This window comes from Rhizobium subbaraonis (genome assembly GCF_900220975.1).
Taxonomy (GTDB): domain Bacteria; phylum Pseudomonadota; class Alphaproteobacteria; order Rhizobiales; family Rhizobiaceae; genus Mycoplana; species Mycoplana subbaraonis.
In genome coordinates, this window is record NZ_OBQD01000005.1 from 1 (window position 1) to 17,831 (window position 17,831).

Genomic DNA, 17,831 nt, shown 5'->3' on the forward strand with positions numbered 1-17,831 from the left:
AACCTGAATACGATCATCCAGATCATCACGCTTATCGGCATGTGCGTCGGCGGCGTTGCGATCTGGGTGGACAAGAGCAGGGACATTGAAGAGCTTCAGGCATGGCGCACAGCGATCGAGCAGGACCGGAAGGAGAAATCGGCCGAATACCGCGCCAACATGGCGAAGCTCGAAGAGCGCGTGAAGGGCACGGAAAAGGACATCGGCAAGATCGACAACCTGCAATACCGGCTGACAGTGGCCGAGCAGTCCACCGCGACGACGGCCACGGCGATGAAAGAGCTTCAGGACAGTCTCAACGATATGAACGGCGATATCCGGGTCATGCGGGAGATATTGCAGCGGCTGGACAACGTGAACGGCCGCCGGGCGGAGAAGCAGACATTTGCCGTTCCAGGCTGATCACCACCAGCCAATCGCCTGTCCAAGCCGCCCCACGAAACTCGCCGCCGCGCCCAATGCGGCGACGATCAAAATAGCGTAGACCCACCAGGGATCACGCCTCATCGGCTTTCGCCGGCGCTATCCGGCCGGTGCTCCCCGCACCACCAATCGATCGTGCCCTTGCCGCGGTCATAGCCGAAACTTCCCCACCTCTTACACGCCGGGTGCTGGCACCAGTGTTCCTCGTGAATGCTGGCTGCCTTCTGCCCGTTTGGCTTCTCGTCACTCATCAATTTTTGTTCCATCTTCGTTCTCGTTGTGCCATTACCTCATTGAGGCATGCGGGCCAACACGAGAGCAAGAAGGATTTGGCTTATGGTTCGTAGATCCGGCCGCCACGAGCATATGTATGACCACGAGCGGGAAGCGTTCATCGCCCACGCAACGGCCCTTCACAAGACAATCCGCAACACTTCCGGCAGCCTGACGACCTCGAGCGAGGAATACCGCGTTCTGACCGAACTGAATCAGGCCATCTGCGGAGCGATCCAGAAGATTACCGGAGAACCGCCGGCGTGGGCTCGACCAGCGACACACACTTCCACGGGCGCGCCGAGGTAGGCATCTGGCCGCGCCCGTGCGGGACACTGGGCGCGGCTTCATTTCCTTCTCCGCGCGCGCTTCACCGACGCCTCCGTACGTCTGTTGTATTCCATAGCCAGGACATGGTTGTCGGCAAGCATCGCGATGGCCGTGCTCGCTTCCTCCTCATCCCATCCTGCCTGGACGGCGCGCCAGACGAGATCCTGGAAAGAGGCCTCCAACGCCTCTTCGCATTCGATGAGCCGGTCGGGCGTGTCGGGTGTTCTGGGTGACGGGATATCCATGCGTCTCCTCCATTGGGATGAGCTCCGCCTTTGAGTGAAAATGGCCATGGAGAAACGTAGGGCCACAGCCCCGGCAGTCCATCCCAAAGATGCTGGTCTGATGCCCTCAAGATGGCCTTGTGGAGAACTTTTCCCGAACCGTTGTTCAGAATGAAAAAAGGACAGCGTTCAGAATGGAGGGTATTGCGTCCAACTGAGATTCGTTCTAAACGCCCGACACCACACGCTTTTAAGCATACGGATGGCCTCGTGGCGGAGTGGTGACGCAGAGGACTGCAAATCCTTGCACCCGAGTTCGATTCTCGGCGAGGCCTCCACTTTTTCCCTTTATGACTTCAAAGTTTCAGGCGCGATCATTCGGCGCCTTTGTTGCTTTATCAAGTTCAAGTTGGTCTCAAATTCCCGACGGAGCGCGCGCGCGCGCGAGACAGAGAGAGAGAGAGAGAGGCTTCGCCGCCCTTCGACGAGGCCCGCACTCTCTCTCATTTTGGGGTGTGCGGCTATTGGGCAGCTGCTGTCTGCACTTGACGCGATAGCCATTGCATTAATTTCTTGCCCGAAACGCCACCGGCTTGCGCAGCTACCGTTCCGAGCCGCGTTTCACGCCGGCACGGCGCTGTTTGCGCGTCGCCCACCAGATGGCCAGTTTTCGGCGCTGGCGTCGGACGAGCGGGGAATCGTGCGACAGCACGAGAAGGCCGAGCGGAATCATCCAGAAGCCCAGCACGGGCAGAAACCCCAGTAGGCCGAAGAAGATCAGCACGAAGCCGATCGTCATCCGTAGCGCCCGCGATTGCGGAAGCTTCCAGCGGAACGGCCCCATGACGATCTCGTGCGTGCCGTGGTCGATGCCAAAATGGGTCTTTGACGTGCTTTTTGGTTTCATCCGCTCGCTTCGCAATTCAGGGATGCCGGATTTCCGGGCACTTGCGTGAGACATCTGGTTCCTTCTCCACAGTCAATCAAGGAGGATGCGAATTTTTCTGAAAAAACCGCTTGGCAAATCGGTTCAGCATTTGTATTACGCGCTCACTCCGCAGCGAGCGGATGATCCCTGGTAGCTCAGCGGTAGAGCATTCGACTGTTAATCGACAGGTCGCCGGTTCGAATCCGGCCCGGGGAGCCAAATTCAGAGCCTTCGCAGAAATGCGGAGGCTCTTTTTCTTTGGAAAATCAACGGCTTGGCGTTCCGCCCCTCTTCGGATCGGGCGGCATTGTTACATTTTGCTGATACATTTGCCCCTTCAGTCTCGCTTCGGCAAATTCGCCAACAGTAGAACTTCTTCTGAAAGAAAGTAATCGAAGGCATTCGCCAAGAATTCGTTTTGATTTCAAATTCTTACCGGCACCTTTCCTTTCCAACGCCCATTGACGGCTGCGAATATCTTCGATATGCTTTGGAACAATTGGGCGGCTCGGAAGAACCCGTTGCCCGTCCTGCTGTATCATCATCAACATTTTGGGACAGGTGAAACCATTGGCATGAAACGCCAGTGACTTCATACGTGCGCAATTCAACCTTACAAGAGCACTTCAAATTGCAAAAAGCTGAAACGAAATATCTATTTGCGCGAAACGGAACATATTATTTCCGTCGCATCATCCCAAAGGATCGGGTTGCCGACTTCAACAAATATGGAAAGAGAAAGCGTGAATGGGTTCATAGCCTCAACACCAAGTCTATTACCGAAGCGCTGCCTCTGCTGGCAGAATACGCCGAACACTACGACAACGTTCTTTCCATTACCCCGAACACATCGGGCGAAATCACGATTCCCGCTGTAAGGGACCGCGCGAAGCTGTGCGGAACGGTCTATCAGCACGTTGACCGGATCGTGACCGCCCCTGTTGAAGACATCGATGAATTCGGTGCGATGCTGGAAGAGTATGCTCGAACGCCGAATCCGGACCCGATCATGATCGCGACCGCTGGCGGGGTTGTCGAACCGCCCGCCGTGACGATGCGCGAAGCGTTGGAACAGTTTCAGACCGATTCCCGCGATATGTGGCTGAACCTGTCGCATCGGGCACGCCAAAAGAAGTGGAACAAGTACAAGGAAGCCGTCACCGACTTCGAAAAAGAGATGGGCGCGGATTTGGATATCCTGAAGCTCACGAAAAAACAGGTCTACGAATATCGGTCGAAGCTGCTGGAACGCGTGGAGACTGGACGCATCAAGGTCGACACGGTTCGCAAAAAGCTGATGTGGCTTCGGGTGATCGTGCGCCACGCCTATGAGATCGACGACCGGAAGGGCGACGACTCACCGTTCGAGAACCTTCGACCGATCAAGGGTATTGGCGACGAAGTGAAGCGCCCGCCGATTCTCAACGATGAAGCCATTGCGATCCGGAAGCATTTTGCCGAAATCGGCGCTCACCCTGAACTGATAGCGATTTGTGCCGTGCTCGAAAACACCGGCGCACACGCATCAGAAATCGTGATGCTCGCCAAGGACGATATTGTTCTGGACGCAGAGATTCCGCATCTGCTGATCCGTCCAAACGAATTCAGATCGATGCTGAAGACCGACAACCGCATTCGGAAGGTGCCACTCGTCGGAATTGCCTTAGCGGCGATGAAGCGCTTCCCCGAAGGCTTCCCGACCTTCAGGTTGGACAATGGCAATGGTGGTGGGAAGCTATCTGATGACGCCAATCATCTCATTCAGCAGGCTGCCCCGGGCAAGACGACGTACGGCTATCGCCACAGAATGGCGGACTTGATGAAGGCGAAGAAATACGAATATTCGCTGCGAACCGCCATTCTTGGGCAAAGCGACGGCAAGAAAAGGATTGGGGACCACTACGGGACAGAACTGCCGCTGGACGTAAAGCTTGAAATTCTAACCAAATGCCTTCCACCGGAAGCATACTAATATCAACTATAACAAAGGACATTGGCTTAAAGCGAAGACGAAAGTCACTTATATATTATGAATAAGCCCATGTATCCGATAAGGATCATGGAAATTGAAAAGGAAATATACATTCAATAATATTTTCGATTATCCTGAAATTCGCGATGAATTCTTCCGCGACTATCAGATACTAATCGATGATCTAAAAGCGCAGGGGCATAGAGCCGTTGCAATGAAGCATGCAAGAAATTTAAAGCGATACAAAGAAGAGCTTGCATCAATCTGACAGGGAGAACGAACAAACATGACCATCAGCGTTGAAGACATTAAGGCACGGATCGATTCCGCTCAGGGCACAAGCCACGATCCGGAATTCTACGACTGGAAGAACGCCAAGGCGTTCGCTGACCTTCTTGGCTTCAAGCTGAAGTCATGGCGCGACGAGGATACAGGCGCAACCCATTATGGCGAACCGCCTGAAGACGCGCGTGACGTGGATCGCCTCACATTCGACAATGGAGCCGCGTGGAGAAGCAATCCACCGGAAAAGCGCACGCATTTTGGATTCAATCCAATCGGTTGCACACCCATGCATCGACGGTAGTAAAAGCACCAGAACCATCCAGTGCGATTTCCGTTATTTTTGGGTGCCCCCAATTCATATAGTATGTCGTTGGAGCGGAGTTATAATCTCCGCCGGACGCAACGATGACAGATATATTTGACTGACCTTGATAGTCCTTGAACGTGCTCTGGTACAATATCCGTGAGTAGAAGCTTACTTTCTCTTTCCCTTTCTGGTCGAGTACCTTAGAAAAATTGGTGACCTGACCGCCATTCAACTTCGCGTTTACGTATATTCGAAGCCCTCTGAATTGACTGCTAACCTGCTGTTCGCAGTGCATCTCTGCTGCAAATGCGGAAATCGGCGAGACAACCGATAGTGCCACTGCTAAACACCAAGCTTTCCAATCCATAACGCGCCCCATCGCAACTAAGTGACTCGCCACAATATCACGCGATTCACGTGAGGAAAGCGACAGCAGAACCTGCCAGATGAAAGGTGCGGCATTTGGCTATAGAACCCGCCCGATCTTGCAGCGACCACGCTTCGCTTAGTTTCGCGCCTTCCGCCATCCAGCCGCAAGCGCTTCGGCTTCGGAACAGAACCACCTTTCCCCGTATTCCAACCGAATACGAGTGGCGTCGTAGTCTTCCTGCCCCGGCACATGATAAATGCGTTCGCCGCCGTTGAAGCTGACGTTGCCCTTTACGTTGCAGCCTTTGGCAAGAGCGCCAACAGACGACATCATACCGGTGTCAGCGGAAAAGACCGCCCCGGCTATGGCGAGCGCACCAAGAACGAATATGCCGGGTGCCTGTCTGATCAATGATCGCCGCTGCTGGCGAAACTTTCGATAGCGCATTGAACAAACTCCCTTCTCGCACTTAGATAGCAGATGAAAGTTGATGCTCGTTTCCGAATATTAGTAGATTTTGATGGATCGATAGACGGATTCAGGACCGCTTTTCATTTGATACGAAGTTGTGAATATTCCGCTGCACACTCAATCATCTGGTGACCAATGCACGACGATTCCATGAGCATGATGATCAGTCCGGACTACAGCGTTGACTACTGGCAGAAGCTGCAACTTGATCCAGACAACCCGGATGAAAACGAATGGACAAAGGCGGCGAACGTCTTACAGAACCGGATTCAAAAGAGATTCCTTGAACCCGCTGATGCATTGATTGTGGCGGATGCGCCGAATAGCCGTGGCACTTTTGGTTTCGCGATCCTCGCGTTGGATTTCATCGTCATCGAGACAATTCAGGGGTTTCGCGAAGGGCGTACCGGAAACAGCCAAGACCAGTCAGTTCGCTTCATGAAGAGATGGGACGAATTCTTGGCTTGCTTGGACGACCGAACTCAATGGAAATCCAAAGCTGAAAACCTTTATGCGCAAGGACGTTGTGCGCTCCACCATAGAGGCAGTACCGACAAAATCGTCGTTCGGCGGGGCGAGCGGTATCCAATGCTGAAATTCAATGACGACGGTCGAATTCAAATCAATCGGACGAAATTTCACCGAAGCCTGTCCGATGCATTCGGGCGCTACATTGATGAACTGAAACAACCAGAATCAGTCTCGCTACGTCGATGCTTCAAACAGAAGATGGATGCGATTTGCGCGGATTAGCGAGCATGAATATTGCGCGAACGCTTATTTTGATGACGTTTGCGCCCCTGCGCTCGCTGCCCCGGAAATTCCGCCAAATTGCCCCTATTTGCAAGTCATTCGCAACAGAACAGATTCCGAACATTGGGCATGAAAAAGGGGCGGCACCAATCGGTACACGCCCCGGGTAAACGGCTATTCATTCGGCTTCAGGCGGTCTTTGACGGCAGATAGCGATAAACCGATGCCCGACCTATTCCAAGCTCTTTGGCAATCTCTGTAGCGCCCTTACCGGCTGCTACCAGCTCATTGATCCTGTCGGCATCGATGCTGGCTTTTCTGCCCTTGTATACGCCGTCGCGTTTCGCCTTGGCGATTCCTTCAAGCTGTCGCTCTTTCCTGATAGCGGTTTCGAATTCAGCGAAGACACCAAGCATTTGCAGGAAGGCACGACCAGCCGGGGAACCGGTATCGATTGGCTGTTCTGTCGCCTTCAGGTGAACGCCCTTCTTTTCGAGCGTACGAACGATAGTGGCAAGATCGGCAATGGATCGGGCAAGCCTGTCGATGCGCGTGACAATGATCGTATCGCCAGCCCGGGCGAACTCGATAAGGGTTGCCAGTTCGTCGCGCCCTTCAGTCGTGGTGCCGCTCTTCTTCTCGCTCCGGATGATCGTTGCACCGGCTGCACGCAAGGCGGCTTCCTGAATGGTCAAGTCTTGGTCTGTCGTGGATACGCGGGCATATCCGTAAATCTGTGTCATTGCGCTACCTCACTGTCTCATATGGATTTAGATGTGTGAGTCATATTGTCTCGGAATAAGGAAATCAACCCAAATAAGACGCGCAATCTGTCTCATTCAAATGTCTTGGTGCGGTAAACCCAAATGACACATGAAAGGCGTCAACGCGACGGGTAGCGCCCGACCGAACGCCTCGTGATCTGCTCACGACACACCAACCAAACGTGATGAACGCTGCTGTTCGGCGGATCAGGTGCCTCAGCGCTGCGCCAGACTTGATGGTAGAAAACCACCCAAGAAATTGCAATTTATACAATATTTTCATTGACTTATAAGGGAAAATGGACTAATATGTCGGCGTTGGATTTTACTGTAGGCGGGAAATGGTGGCGGGAAGCTATCTGATGACGCCAATCATCTCATTCAGACCGAACGCCTCGTGAAGTGCTCACGACACACCAACCACGCCGATCTTTGAGGCGTGATCCACGCGAAATTCACACGCGCTTCCCAAGCTAAATAGACAGCCGACCAAGTTGGCGCTCAAGAACCCGATCAATAGAACGAGCTTGAGGCTTTCCAAATAATTTTCAATGCGCTTCTTCGATGAAGTGGCGCAATTAGATATATATTACCTAATAACAGAGTTACAATGACATCAAATCAAACAAGCACATGGGCATTTCAAAAGATAATCGATAAAGCCGCATACGATATCAGCGCATCTTCAAATACAGACCTAAATCGTATAGAAGACTACATTAGACACAACGCCTTTTTGGCAACTATCCTGCTCGATAGCGGCGGAACGCCTTGTCACATTGGGGATGCACAAAGAAGATTCAACAAAGCCTTCGGAAAATATCACGCAACCGAAATGAGGAAACAGTGCCTATCAAACGGTAAAGTCACGCGCCGGAACAAGAAGCTTCAGCCACTGGCGTTCATGGCATTCGATATTGAAGGCACTCGGCACAATGGCTTCAACACTGTAACGGCGCACCCTCATGGTCATGGAGCCGTCATCTTCCACGAACGTACCCTTGCCAATTTCGAGGATGCGAACAAAGAGTTCCTAACATTGGAAGGCGGTTACAAGATTAGCAACCCGACACCGGGCATTTCCTTGGTCGACCTCAAGCCCGTAAACAGCTTCGAAGACCTCGCCAGATTCCTGACATATTCCCTCAAGTTGGAAGGCAAGCTGAAAAACAACGATACGAACTATGCACCGTACGACTTTTATCCAGCATGGTCAGTGGATTTTCCCTTCTGGAGCTTCCGTGCTCCGGTTCCGGCGCTGTCGCCTCTCCCACCTAACACAACACGAGGAGCAACAAATGAAGGCGAACGGATATGGTCGCTTCATTCAGAAGATTGTCATCAATGTCGCCCCGACCGATCTTGACGCGGTTTCGCAAAAGCTCGGCATTCCTGCGGAAGAGGAGATCGGTGACCCGCTAACTCGGAGATTGATCTGGACGCGCCTTACTCGTCAACTCGGCAATGACGAGGATGTCGTTTTCGATCTTTGGATGGAACTGGGGCATCTTGCCGACAAAACGGAATGGCAGATAGACTGGGAGGCGTCCGATTATTGACTTGGTGATTCAACGTTACCAACTGTTCGAAACAGTGAGTGCCAAAAACCTTCGTTTTCTGGCTTCTTAACGTTTGTGCGTACTTGATGAGGCGTGACATCTTCGAAGCAGCGGAAGCATATGGACGACTTTGCCCCAATCGACCTGAATGACGACGATAGGCGCACTTACAGCAAGCTATGCGCAGCGGTCCACGATTTTTCGATGGCGGTGGAGTACGGGGAATTCATTCTAAAAAAGGGATGGAATGCCCATGCGGCTGACCGAGGCAATGCCTACTTGCTGCAATCCGCCTTTGTGACTGCGATGCTGGTCTCGTACGGACGTGCCTTTACACAAAGCAATGGCTGGAACGATTTCCCGAAAGAACTCCTTGACCTTTACGATGCGGGCGAACTTGGACAGCACGAGCGCTTCCGGGAACTAAGAAATAGGGTCTATGCTCACACAGACCCGCGAGAATTTAAGGTCCATCCATGGACGAAGGTCCTGATTTCTGTCGCCCCCCGACATCATGTAGAAGCCGACGAATCGAGATGAGCGGCAAGATGATCGAGGCACTTCATGACATGTGCTTTGGGATTACCGCTCGATACGCATCGAAGTGACGACCAAATCCGAGAGCGTAGACGATAATTGAGCACTGCAAAAAGGCCTGCTGACCACGTCCTGTCTTTTTTCAGGTCTAATTCCAGTATTGAAATACCGTCTGTATTCCCGTCGTCCTGAAGGGGATTTAACTAAATCTGTTTTCCCGGCTCATCATCCTGATTTTGGGCGCGTCCGGTCACTGCGGCGAAATGAACAATTTTTTACATAGCCCGATTACTTCCAACAATGCGACAGCATTTCATCAATAATGTTACATTTTGCTGCTACATTTTCGCTTATTGGTTCATTGATTCTATTGGAAAATTTCGACCCAATGGAATAGGCCCGGGGAGCCAGTTTCAGAAGGGCTGCGCCACAACGGCGCGGCCCTTTTTCATTTTCGCCCTATCATCGCGTCTGTGGAACTCTGGACGACCCGTGGGTATTTACAGCCCATCCGGGACCGGGGTGATGGCGTGATCACGTTGTACGCCGCCCGACCGTCCACGAAGCATCGACGCGAGGATCGTGATGGCCATTTCCCCCTCCCAATGCCGCGCTGCGCGGGCTCTGATCGAATGGAGTGAGGAACGGCTTGCCAAGGCCGCCCGCGTTTCCGATCGCACGATCATCGACTTCGAGCGCGGCAGCAAGGTGCCGCCGTCGGCCTCGCTGGAAGCGATCGAAAAGGCGCTTCTTGCGGCGGGCGTCGAAATGATCAGTGAAGACAATGCCGGCCCGGGTGTGCGATTGAAGCAGGGCGGCAACGAGGAACAGGCGGGAGCATCGATGGAGAGGGGTGGCAGATCGAGCAGAGCGGGCGAACGCATCAGATGAGCGCGGGCAAGGCGTTGCCGGCCGATGCGGCCCCCGTCATCCTGTGGTTTCGCCGCGATCTCAGGCTTCACGACAACCATGCGCTGGCCGCCGCGGCCAGCAGCGGTCGGCCAGTGGTGCCGCTCTTCATTCTGGAAGACGGCAATGACGACGCCATGCCCTATGGTGCAGCGCAGGCCTGGTGGCTGCATCGCTCGCTGGAGCGGCTGACCGCACGTCTGGAGGCGATCGGCAGCCGGCTGATTCTGCGGCGGGGCGGAGCGGCGGACACTGTCTTCTCCGTCGCGGACGAGACCGGTGCTGACGCCGTCTTCTGGAACCGGCGCCACGACGCTTGCGGGATCGAGATCGACAGCGCGCTGAAGGCGGGCTTGCGTGCGCGGGGAATCGACGCCCAGAGCTTTGCCGGGCAGCTCTTGCATGATCCCACGCGCCTGAAGACGAAGACCGGTGGATCCTACAAGGTCTTCACGCCGTTCTGGCGCGCGCTGCAGCAGGGCGGGGAACCCGATACGCCGATAGACGCGCCCAGTTCGGTTCGTTCGCCCGAACGCTTTCCCGCCAGCGACCGTCTCGACGATTGGTCTCTGCTTCCGACAAAGCCCGATTGGGCCAGCCGGTTCGGTGAGGTCTGGACACCGGGAGAAGAGGGCGCGCAGGCGCGACTATCGGTCTTCGTGGCGGATCGGATCGGCGACTATGACCGTACCCGTGATTTTCCCGCCATTGACGGAACCTCGCAGCTTTCGCCGCATCTGGCCTTCGGCGAGATATCCCCCGCAGTGCTGTGGCATGCCGCGCGCCTTGATGAAGGCAGCCGCTGGACGGAGGGTCTCGTCACCTTCCGGAAGGAACTCGCCTGGCGCGATTTCTCCTACCACCTGCTCTATCATCACCGAAAGCTCGACAGCGAAAACATCGACCGCCGCTTCGACGCGTTCGAATGGCGACGCGACGATGAGCGTTTTGCGGCCTGGACCAGGGGGATGACGGGATATCCGATCGTTGATGCCGGTATGCGTCAACTCTGGAAGCACGGCTATATGCACAACCGGGTGCGGATGATCACGGCATCCTTCCTGATCAAGGACCTGCTGATCGACTGGCGGCGCGGCGAACAGTGGTTTCGCGACACGCTTCTGGATGCCGATCCGGCCTCCAATGCGGCGAGCTGGCAATGGGTGGCCGGATGCGGCGCCGACGCCGCGCCCTTCTTCCGCATCTTCAATCCCGTCCTGCAGGGCGAAAAATTCGATCCGGATGGCTCTTACGTGAAGGCCTTCGTGCCGGAACTCGCGGAGATGCCGGCAAAGTACGTCCACCGGCCGTTCGAAGCGCCGGCACCCGTCCTCAGGCAGGCCGGCATCGCTCTCGGGACAGACTATCCGCAGCCTCTCGTCGACCATCGCGCAGCCCGCGACCGGGCGATGGAGGTGTTCGCCCGGATCAGGGGCGGACACGCCGGCGAAGGGGACTGAGATCGGCCGAAAGACGCGAAATTATACCGGCGGAAGGCGAGCACTAGGAACGGAATTTCTTGCAAACCATTGCTTGCGGATCGAAAAGTCGCTCCCTAATCTATTGGAAAAATTGTGAGGCTCGCGAGCGATGGCTATTCTTACCTCGGTACTGGACGCGATTGGCAACACGCCGCTGATCCGGCTGAAGGGGGCGTCGGAGGCGACGGGCTGCACCATTCTCGGCAAGGCGGAGTTCCTCAATCCCGGCCAGTCGGTCAAGGATCGCGCGGCGCTGTCGATCATTCGTGCGGCGGAGAAGGCGGGTCAGCTGCGCCCGGGCGGCGTGATCGTCGAGGGAACGGCCGGCAATACCGGCATCGGTCTGGCACTGGTCGCCCAGGCACTCGGATACCGCACGGTGATCGTCATTCCCGAGACGCAGAGCCAGGAGAAGAAGGACGCGCTGAAGTTGCTGGGCGCCGAACTCGTTGAGGTTCCTGCTGTACCCTACAAGAATCCGAACAACTACGTGAAGCTGTCCGGCAGGCTTGCCGAGCAGCTCGCCACAACCGAACCGAATGGTGCGATCTGGGCCAACCAGTTTGACAATGTCGCAAACCGCGATGCCCATATCGAGACGACGGCGCCCGAAATCTGGCGCGATACGGACGGCAAGGTCGACGGATTCGTCTGCGCGGTCGGATCCGGCGGTACGCTCGCCGGCGTCGCTGCGGGCCTGCGTGCCAAAAATCCTAACATCAAGATCGGCCTTGCCGATCCCGACGGCGCCGCACTCTATAATTTCTATGCGCACGGCGAGATGAAGGCGACGGGAAGCTCGATCACCGAGGGGATCGGGCAGGGGCGTATCACCGCCAATCTCGAGGGCTTCACGCCCGACTTTTCCTACCAGATCCCCGATTCGGAGGCGGTTCCGCTCGTCTTCGACCTGATCGAGCATGAAGGCCTCTGTGTCGGCGGCTCGTCGGGCATCAACGTAGCGGGCGCCATCCGGCTGGCCAAGGATCTCGGGCCGGGCCATACGATCGTGACGATTCTCTGTGACTATGGTAATCGTTACCAGTCGAAACTCTTCAATCCGGACTTCCTCGCGTCGAAGGGCCTGCCCGCACCGGCATGGCTGACGAAGACGTCGGGGCTCAAGGTCCCCTACCAGGCCGTTGACTGATCGATGACAAAGCTCGTTGCCGCGCTCTTCCGCGACGATTTTTACCTGTCCACGACCGAAGCGGTGGTGACAGCGATCCATGAGGACGGCGGCATCGAGCTTGATCGCACCTGCTTCTATGCCACCTCAGGTGGCCAGCCCGGCGACACGGGCTTTCTCGAGCGTCTTGACGGCAGCCGGATCGCGCTCGGGCCGACGGTTCATGGCGCCGGCAAGGACGTCATCATCCACCGCCCTCTGGAAGCCGGCGTTCTGCCCGTCGTCGGCGAGAAGCTGGTCGCCCATATCGACTGGCCGCGGCGCTACCGACTGATGCGCATGCATACCGCCTGCCACCTTCTCTCGGTCGTCTGTCCGTTCCCGATCACCGGTGCCGCGGTCGGCGAGGAGGAGAGCCGGGTCGACTTCGACATGAGCGAGACCATCGACCGCGACGAGGTGACGGCGCAAATGATGAAGCTTGTCGAAGATAACCACCCGATCTACGTCCAGTGGATCACCGACGAGGAACTTGCCGCCAATCCGCGCATTGTGAAGTCAAAGAACGTTCGCCCCCCGATGGGCCTTGGCCGCGTCAGCCTCGTTTGCATCGGAGAGAATTCGTCTGTGGACAGCCAGCCATGCGGGGGAACCCATGTTTCGGAGACCCAGGAGGTCGGCGCGATCCACATTTCCAAGATCGAGAAGAAGGGCAAGGAGAACAGGCGATTCCGCATTCGGTTCGGAACGCCTACGTCCACCCCTTAAGGAGCAGATTCTTTGACCGCACCCAAGAGCAAGTTCGTCGTCAGCCCCGACTGGGTGCAAAAGCAGCTGGGCGCGCCCGCCTTCCATATTGTCGATGCCTCGTGGTATCTGCCGGCGCAAAACAGGAACGGTGCGGCGGAATATGCCGCCGGTCATATTCCGGGTGCTGTCTTCTACGACCAGGATGCCATCGCCGACCATTCCACGGGCCTGCCGCACAGCGTTCCCGCACCCGAGGCGTTTGCGCAGTCGATGGAGAAGCTTGGCATCTCCGATACCGATACGATAGTCGTCTATGACGGTCCGGGCATCTTTACCGCGCCGCGGGTTTGGTGGCTGCTGCGCATCATGGGCGCCCGCGACGTCTTCGTCATGGACGGCGGTCTGGACGGCTGGAAGCGAGACGGCCGGCCGCTGGAGACCGACCTGCCGGAGCCGCGTGTCGGCCATTTCCGGCCAAAGTTCAACAAGGACGCGATCACGTCCTACGATGAGATGTTTGCCATCGTATCCGGCGGCGGTCGCCAGATTGCGGATGCGCGTAGCCTCGGCCGCTTCGCCGGCGAGGAGGCCGAGCCGCGGGCGGGGATGCGCTCCGGCCATATGCCCGGAGCCCGCAGCATGCCCTCGGGTTCCTTTTCGGTCGAGGGCAGGCTGAAGGACCTGGACGGGCTGAAGGCGACCTTCGAGGCTGCCGGGATCGATCTTGCCGCGCCGGTGGTGACGACGTGCGGATCGGGTATCACGGCAGCGATCATCACCCTGGCGCTGCATTCCCTCGGTCACGAGAACAACACGCTCTACGACGGCTCGTGGTCGGAATGGGGCGCCAGGTCGGACACCCCCGTCGTCACCGGGCGGGGGTGAGACGATGCCGTCGAGAAAGACGCCGGACGCGATATTGGCGCACATAACCGAACTGCGCATGACCGCACCGCCGAAACAGAGTTTGCCCGTGCCGGTCAACATCCAGACCGCCATCATGCGGGTGCCGGAAATTCCGCTGGCTTACTACCGCTTCCTCTATACCCAGGTTGGCAGACGCTGGCACTGGGTGGAGCGCCTGCGCATGGACGACGCGGCCCTTGCGGCCATCGTCCACGACAAGCGCACGACGGTATCGGTGCTCTACGTCGATGGCGCCCCGGCCGGCTTCTTCGAGCTTTTCCAGGGGGACCCGGATACGACGGAGCTCGTTCATTTCGGCCTGTTCGAACGTGCGCTCGGTCTCGGGCTTGGCAAGTGGTTCCTGCTCCAGGCACTCTATGCCGCCTGGGCCACGGCACCGCAGGCGCTGACCGTCACCACCAACAATCTGGACCATCCCCGCGCCCTGCAGCTCTACCAGATGTTCGGCTTTTCGCCGGTCGGCATGCACGACGTCGAGGTGCGGCCGCTGTCGGACGACGAATTGCTGGACCTTGCCCGCCGGAGCTGAATGGCCGGCTTTCGTCAAGGAAGATGAATGCCGGCCGAATGGCCGGTTCAGCGATGCTTCAAGCTGCATACCTATCCTGGGTCGGCAATGAAACAGCTTGAGGAAACGTCCGATGGATCGCCGTTCATTCCTGATCGCCCTTTCCGCTGCAGCCGCAGCACCAGCTCTCGCCTATGCGCAGGAGACCCCCTCCGAGGACATGATCCTGCGTCGGCTGGATGCCGCGCCGGCGCGTCGGATGCGCGGCGAGGAGCGGGTAACCGTGCAGGAGTTCAAGCGCCGTCCCGAGCTGCGCCGGGCGGCACCCTCGATTGATATCCAGTCGATCAACTTCGCCTTTGGCTCGGCGGACATTCCGCGTTCCGAATATGGCAAGGTCCGGCAGATCGCCCGCGCGATGGAGCAGCTTCTTCGCCGCCGCCGCGGTGCCCGCTTCCTGATCGAGGGGCATACGGACGCCGTCGGTTCTGCCTACGCGAACCAGATCCTCTCGGAGCGCCGCGCCGAATCGCTGAAATGGGTGCTGGTGCGCGCGTACGGCATTCCCCAGCGCGTGCTGGAGACGGTCGGCTACGGCGAGCAGTACCTGCTGGTGCCGACCGAGCGCGAGGAGTGGCGCAACCGGCGCGTGACGCTGCGCCGGATCGACGAGTTCGTGCGCTGATCGTCGCTCCCGCCGCCGGAAAGCCCTTGCAAGCCGGCAGTGCGCATCGAAAGACGGGATGACGCACCGCGGTGGACTGGAATCCGGCTACGGTTTGCGCCATAACGTGCCGGCTTCAATATCCGATGGCGTCTGCGGCGTTGGCATCGGGGCGCAGGACGGATCAGGTACATCGGGCACGCATGAAGAGCGCCAATCCCAGCATAGGCGAATTGCTCGCCGGCCATGTTGACGTCGTCCACACGAAATGGCGCTTCAGCCTGCAAAAGCGCATCGTCGAGCTAAACGGGAGCAAATATGTGCTCTATCGTTTCCGCTCGAAGAAAATGATGCACAGGTTCGAGGACGCGCTCGCTCTCCTGTCCGGGGCAGGGGTCCCGGTGCAATCGGTCTGCGCGCGCACGTCGACGGTCGGCGAACGTCTGAGGCACGGACATTGGCTCGCCTTGTCTTATCTGCCCGGACACCCGCTGGGCAAAAATCCGGGGCGGCGGCTGATGGCCGAGCTTGGGAAAACCATGGCAAAGGTGAACGGTATATCGGGATCGATAAAGCAGTCCCTGTTCAGCCGAAGGCGCCCTGAACTGCCGCACCGCGCCTATCTTGAGATGGCCACGGGCCTGGACGACAGGCAGCGCGAATGGATCGGCGCGAGCCTCGCGCGGCTGGAGCGGCTGCAGGGCGCGCAACTGACGCATGGCGACCTGTTCGTCGACAACATCATCGTGATGCCCGACAAATCGATTGGCCTGATCGACTACGAACTGATGGCCTATGATCTTTCCGGCATCGAGCTGGCCGGAACGTTGCTGCGCTCGTTCTGCCGGAAGCGCCATACCCGCCGGGCACTGGTCAGAGCCTACATGGCAGCCTGTCCGCCAAGATTGAAGACTGAGTGGAAACAATATTGCAGGGACTTTGTGTTCGCGGCCGCGGCGCGGCTTGTGCTGGCGCGACAGGATCGGCTCCGGCACATCGCGAGAAAACAGCGTATTCTGGACTTGCGGAGCGCCCTGCCGTTCGGACCTAACACCGCCGAAATTGCGCGGCAGCGAAGGGCGTACCAGGGCATCGTCCGTTCGGCGAAGAAAAACGAGGAATACTATCTGCACGTCCTGCGCACGATCATCGACATATGCATCAAGAATGAGGGAATCGGCGCGGTGGCATTGCTGGACAAATGTGACCGGAGTTATCGGCCCATGATCGTACGCCGTCAGGACGGCGCGAAGCGCTGAAACCGGGTGGCTTCTGCCGCGCCATTGGCTGCATGTTTCTCCAATCGAAAATGGGAGACGTGCAATGACCATCCGCTATCGACCGATCGCCACGCAGCTTGCCGCTTCTCTATGGGACGGCGGCCCCGATTCATACGGAATGCAGCCGGAACGACGTATTTCGGATGGTTACGGCGTGCCTTGCCGACATTGTCTTGCCGGCGTGAAGGAGGGCGATGCCTACCTGATTCTCGCCCATCGGCCGTTTGCATCCCTCCAGCCCTATGCGGAGACGGGGCCGATCTTTCTGCATGCGGAACCCTGTCGCGCCTACGACGGCGCCGATCTGCCGCCGATGCTCGATAGCCGTGACTATATCGTCCGTGGCTATTCCCGCGACGACCGGATCGTCTACGGCACCGGCGCGGTTACACCACGTGCGGAGATTGCGGCCTATGCAGAGACCCTGCTTGCGCGTCCCGATATCGCCTATGTCCACGTCAGGTCGGCGCGCAACAACTGCTACCAGTGCCGCATCGAACGCAACTGACGTTTCGCGGAGTGGGGTGCGATGCCTCTTCTGGCGGGAATGAGAATATGCGTCTTCAACCGCATCTGCCGCGCGGGCTGGTGCGGGTGACTGGCCGCGGAAGCGGATGGCGGACGATCAGTACGGCGCGTTCAACGTGCCCGTGCGCATTCCATTGACCTCGGCATCGGGGGATGGCCCCTGATACTGGGAATAGGTCGTATTGTCTGCACCGCTTGTCGCGCAGCCCGCCAGCGTCATGAGCGCCAGGGCGAGTGCGACGAACGAAGAACGATAGGTCATGGCTTCAATCCTCTCTGCCCATTGCGCAGGGCACCAATCTACCGTTCGTTGTCGGCGGGGCGCAAGTGGAGTGGGCGCACGTGAGAGTAAAATTGTCCAAATTGCGGCAAAATCCGGCATCTGCTTAACCGCCTGTTATCCCTGCGCAGATGCGGAACATCGCTGTGCTGTTTTGGGAATTGTGGTGCTGACGCATT

General features: G+C 57.4%; 24 protein-coding genes and 2 tRNA genes. 19 read left to right on the forward strand and 7 right to left on the reverse strand.

The genetic code is table 11. The features are described from left to right. Positions 1-402 (forward strand): hypothetical protein (locus CRO48_RS32100; protein WP_097138092.1); only part of this gene is annotated, 402 nt, incomplete at its 5' end. 101 nt (positions 403-503) lie between these two features. On the opposite strand, the gene CRO48_RS08295 is transcribed toward CRO48_RS32100, so the two are convergent. Further along, positions 504-689 carry a hypothetical protein gene (locus CRO48_RS08295; RefSeq protein ID WP_102026003.1) on the reverse strand — a complete coding sequence of 62 codons (186 nt, stop codon included), beginning with the start codon at positions 687-689 and terminating at the stop codon, positions 504-506. A gap of 70 nt (positions 690-759) precedes the next feature. On the opposite strand from CRO48_RS08295, the gene CRO48_RS08300 reads away from it, so the two are divergent. Further along, positions 760-1,005, forward strand: coding sequence for a hypothetical protein (locus CRO48_RS08300; protein ID WP_141402022.1), 246 nt, complete (start codon positions 760-762; stop codon positions 1,003-1,005). 38 nt (positions 1,006-1,043) lie between these two features. Here CRO48_RS08300 and CRO48_RS08305 read toward each other — a convergent pair whose 3' ends face one another. Then, positions 1,044-1,271, reverse strand: a complete 228-nt coding sequence (locus CRO48_RS08305; protein WP_097138096.1) for a hypothetical protein — start codon at positions 1,269-1,271, stop codon at positions 1,044-1,046. 243 nt (positions 1,272-1,514) lie between these two features. On the opposite strand from CRO48_RS08305, the gene CRO48_RS08310 reads away from it, so the two are divergent. After that, positions 1,515-1,588 (forward strand) — tRNA-Cys (locus tag CRO48_RS08310). Between the two features lie 263 nt (positions 1,589-1,851). Here the strand turns inward: CRO48_RS08310 and CRO48_RS08315 are convergent. After that, positions 1,852-2,157 (reverse strand): hypothetical protein, encoded by a 306-nt coding sequence (locus CRO48_RS08315; protein WP_097138098.1) that lies wholly within the window; start codon positions 2,155-2,157, stop codon positions 1,852-1,854. A gap of 165 nt (positions 2,158-2,322) precedes the next feature. Here CRO48_RS08315 and CRO48_RS08320 point away from each other — a divergent pair. After that, positions 2,323-2,397 (forward strand) — tRNA-Asn (locus CRO48_RS08320). Between the two features lie 47 nt (positions 2,398-2,444). Here CRO48_RS08320 and CRO48_RS31750 read toward each other — a convergent pair. Continuing rightward, positions 2,445-2,774: a hypothetical protein gene (locus CRO48_RS31750; RefSeq protein ID WP_141402023.1), complete on the reverse strand. Its 330-nt coding sequence runs from the start codon at positions 2,772-2,774 to the stop codon at positions 2,445-2,447. Positions 2,775-2,776: 2 nt separating this feature from the next. On the opposite strand from CRO48_RS31750, the gene CRO48_RS08325 reads away from it, so the two are divergent. Further along, positions 2,777-4,150, forward strand: a complete 1,374-nt coding sequence (locus CRO48_RS08325) for a DUF6538 domain-containing protein (protein WP_141402024.1) — start codon at positions 2,777-2,779, stop codon at positions 4,148-4,150. Positions 4,151-4,436: 286 nt separating this feature from the next. Then, the gene (locus CRO48_RS08330; RefSeq protein WP_097138102.1) at positions 4,437-4,736 is read left to right on the forward strand and encodes a hypothetical protein; all 300 of its coding nucleotides are present in this window, start codon (positions 4,437-4,439) and stop codon (positions 4,734-4,736) included. Positions 4,737-5,247: 511 nt separating this feature from the next. Here CRO48_RS08330 and CRO48_RS08335 read toward each other — a convergent pair. Next, a complete protein-coding gene (locus CRO48_RS08335; protein ID WP_097138104.1) occupies positions 5,248-5,559 on the reverse strand; it encodes a sunset domain-containing protein in 312 nt (103 codons plus the stop codon). Positions 5,560-5,733: 174 nt separating this feature from the next. Between CRO48_RS08335 and CRO48_RS08340 the strand changes: the two genes are divergently transcribed. Further along, positions 5,734-6,336, forward strand: coding sequence for a hypothetical protein (locus tag CRO48_RS08340; RefSeq protein ID WP_141402025.1), 603 nt, complete (start codon positions 5,734-5,736; stop codon positions 6,334-6,336). Between the two features lie 188 nt (positions 6,337-6,524). Here the strand turns inward: CRO48_RS08340 and CRO48_RS08345 are convergent, their stop codons facing one another. Then, positions 6,525-7,079, reverse strand: a complete 555-nt coding sequence (locus CRO48_RS08345; RefSeq protein WP_097138107.1) for a recombinase family protein — start codon at positions 7,077-7,079, stop codon at positions 6,525-6,527. Between the two features lie 631 nt (positions 7,080-7,710). Between CRO48_RS08345 and CRO48_RS31755 the strand changes: the two genes are divergently transcribed. The 12 genes from CRO48_RS31755 (at position 7,711) to CRO48_RS08400 (ending at position 17,352) form a co-directional block, all read left to right on the forward strand. After that, positions 7,711-8,466 (forward strand): hypothetical protein, encoded by a 756-nt coding sequence (locus tag CRO48_RS31755; RefSeq protein ID WP_141402026.1) that lies wholly within the window; start codon positions 7,711-7,713, stop codon positions 8,464-8,466. Beyond that, on the forward strand, positions 8,399-8,659 hold the full coding sequence (locus CRO48_RS08350) for a hypothetical protein (protein ID WP_097138109.1): 261 nt from the start codon (positions 8,399-8,401) through the stop codon (positions 8,657-8,659). The genes CRO48_RS31755 and CRO48_RS08350 overlap by 68 nt, the downstream gene beginning before the upstream one ends. A 120-nt stretch (positions 8,660-8,779) precedes the next feature. Continuing rightward, positions 8,780-9,199: a hypothetical protein gene (locus tag CRO48_RS08355; protein ID WP_097138112.1), complete on the forward strand. Its 420-nt coding sequence runs from the start codon at positions 8,780-8,782 to the stop codon at positions 9,197-9,199. Positions 9,200-9,781: 582 nt separating this feature from the next. Next, complete coding sequence (locus tag CRO48_RS08360) at positions 9,782-10,087, forward strand: helix-turn-helix domain-containing protein (protein ID WP_141402027.1); 306 nt, start codon at positions 9,782-9,784, stop codon at positions 10,085-10,087. After that, positions 10,084-11,565, forward strand: coding sequence for a cryptochrome/photolyase family protein (locus tag CRO48_RS08365; protein WP_407071902.1), 1,482 nt, complete (start codon positions 10,084-10,086; stop codon positions 11,563-11,565). Before CRO48_RS08360 ends, CRO48_RS08365 begins: the two co-directional genes overlap by 4 nt. 130 nt (positions 11,566-11,695) lie before the next feature. Continuing rightward, positions 11,696-12,736 (forward strand): cysteine synthase A, encoded by a 1,041-nt coding sequence (locus tag CRO48_RS08370; protein WP_097138114.1) that lies wholly within the window; start codon positions 11,696-11,698, stop codon positions 12,734-12,736. Between the two features lie 3 nt (positions 12,737-12,739). Then, positions 12,740-13,483 (forward strand): alanyl-tRNA editing protein, encoded by a 744-nt coding sequence (locus CRO48_RS08375; RefSeq protein ID WP_097138116.1) that lies wholly within the window; start codon positions 12,740-12,742, stop codon positions 13,481-13,483. A gap of 12 nt (positions 13,484-13,495) precedes the next feature. Further along, positions 13,496-14,350: a 3-mercaptopyruvate sulfurtransferase gene (gene sseA, locus CRO48_RS08380; RefSeq protein ID WP_097138118.1), complete on the forward strand. Its 855-nt coding sequence runs from the start codon at positions 13,496-13,498 to the stop codon at positions 14,348-14,350. 4 nt (positions 14,351-14,354) lie between these two features. Continuing rightward, complete coding sequence (locus tag CRO48_RS08385) at positions 14,355-14,921, forward strand: GNAT family N-acetyltransferase (protein ID WP_097138120.1); 567 nt, start codon at positions 14,355-14,357, stop codon at positions 14,919-14,921. Positions 14,922-15,033: 112 nt separating this feature from the next. Continuing rightward, positions 15,034-15,585 (forward strand): OmpA family protein, encoded by a 552-nt coding sequence (locus CRO48_RS08390; RefSeq protein WP_097138122.1) that lies wholly within the window; start codon positions 15,034-15,036, stop codon positions 15,583-15,585. Between the two features lie 182 nt (positions 15,586-15,767). Further along, the gene (locus CRO48_RS08395) at positions 15,768-16,823 is read left to right on the forward strand and encodes a phosphotransferase enzyme family protein (protein WP_176526690.1); all 1,056 of its coding nucleotides are present in this window, start codon (positions 15,768-15,770) and stop codon (positions 16,821-16,823) included. Positions 16,824-16,887: 64 nt separating this feature from the next. Continuing rightward, entirely contained in the window at positions 16,888-17,352 is a 465-nt protein-coding gene (locus CRO48_RS08400; RefSeq protein ID WP_097138126.1) for a DUF1203 domain-containing protein, read from the forward strand. Positions 17,353-17,469: 117 nt separating this feature from the next. Here the strand turns inward: CRO48_RS08400 and CRO48_RS32105 are convergent, their stop codons facing one another. Continuing rightward, positions 17,470-17,634 (reverse strand): hypothetical protein, encoded by a 165-nt coding sequence (locus CRO48_RS32105; protein ID WP_097138128.1) that lies wholly within the window; start codon positions 17,632-17,634, stop codon positions 17,470-17,472. Positions 17,635-17,831: the final 197 nt, after the last annotated feature.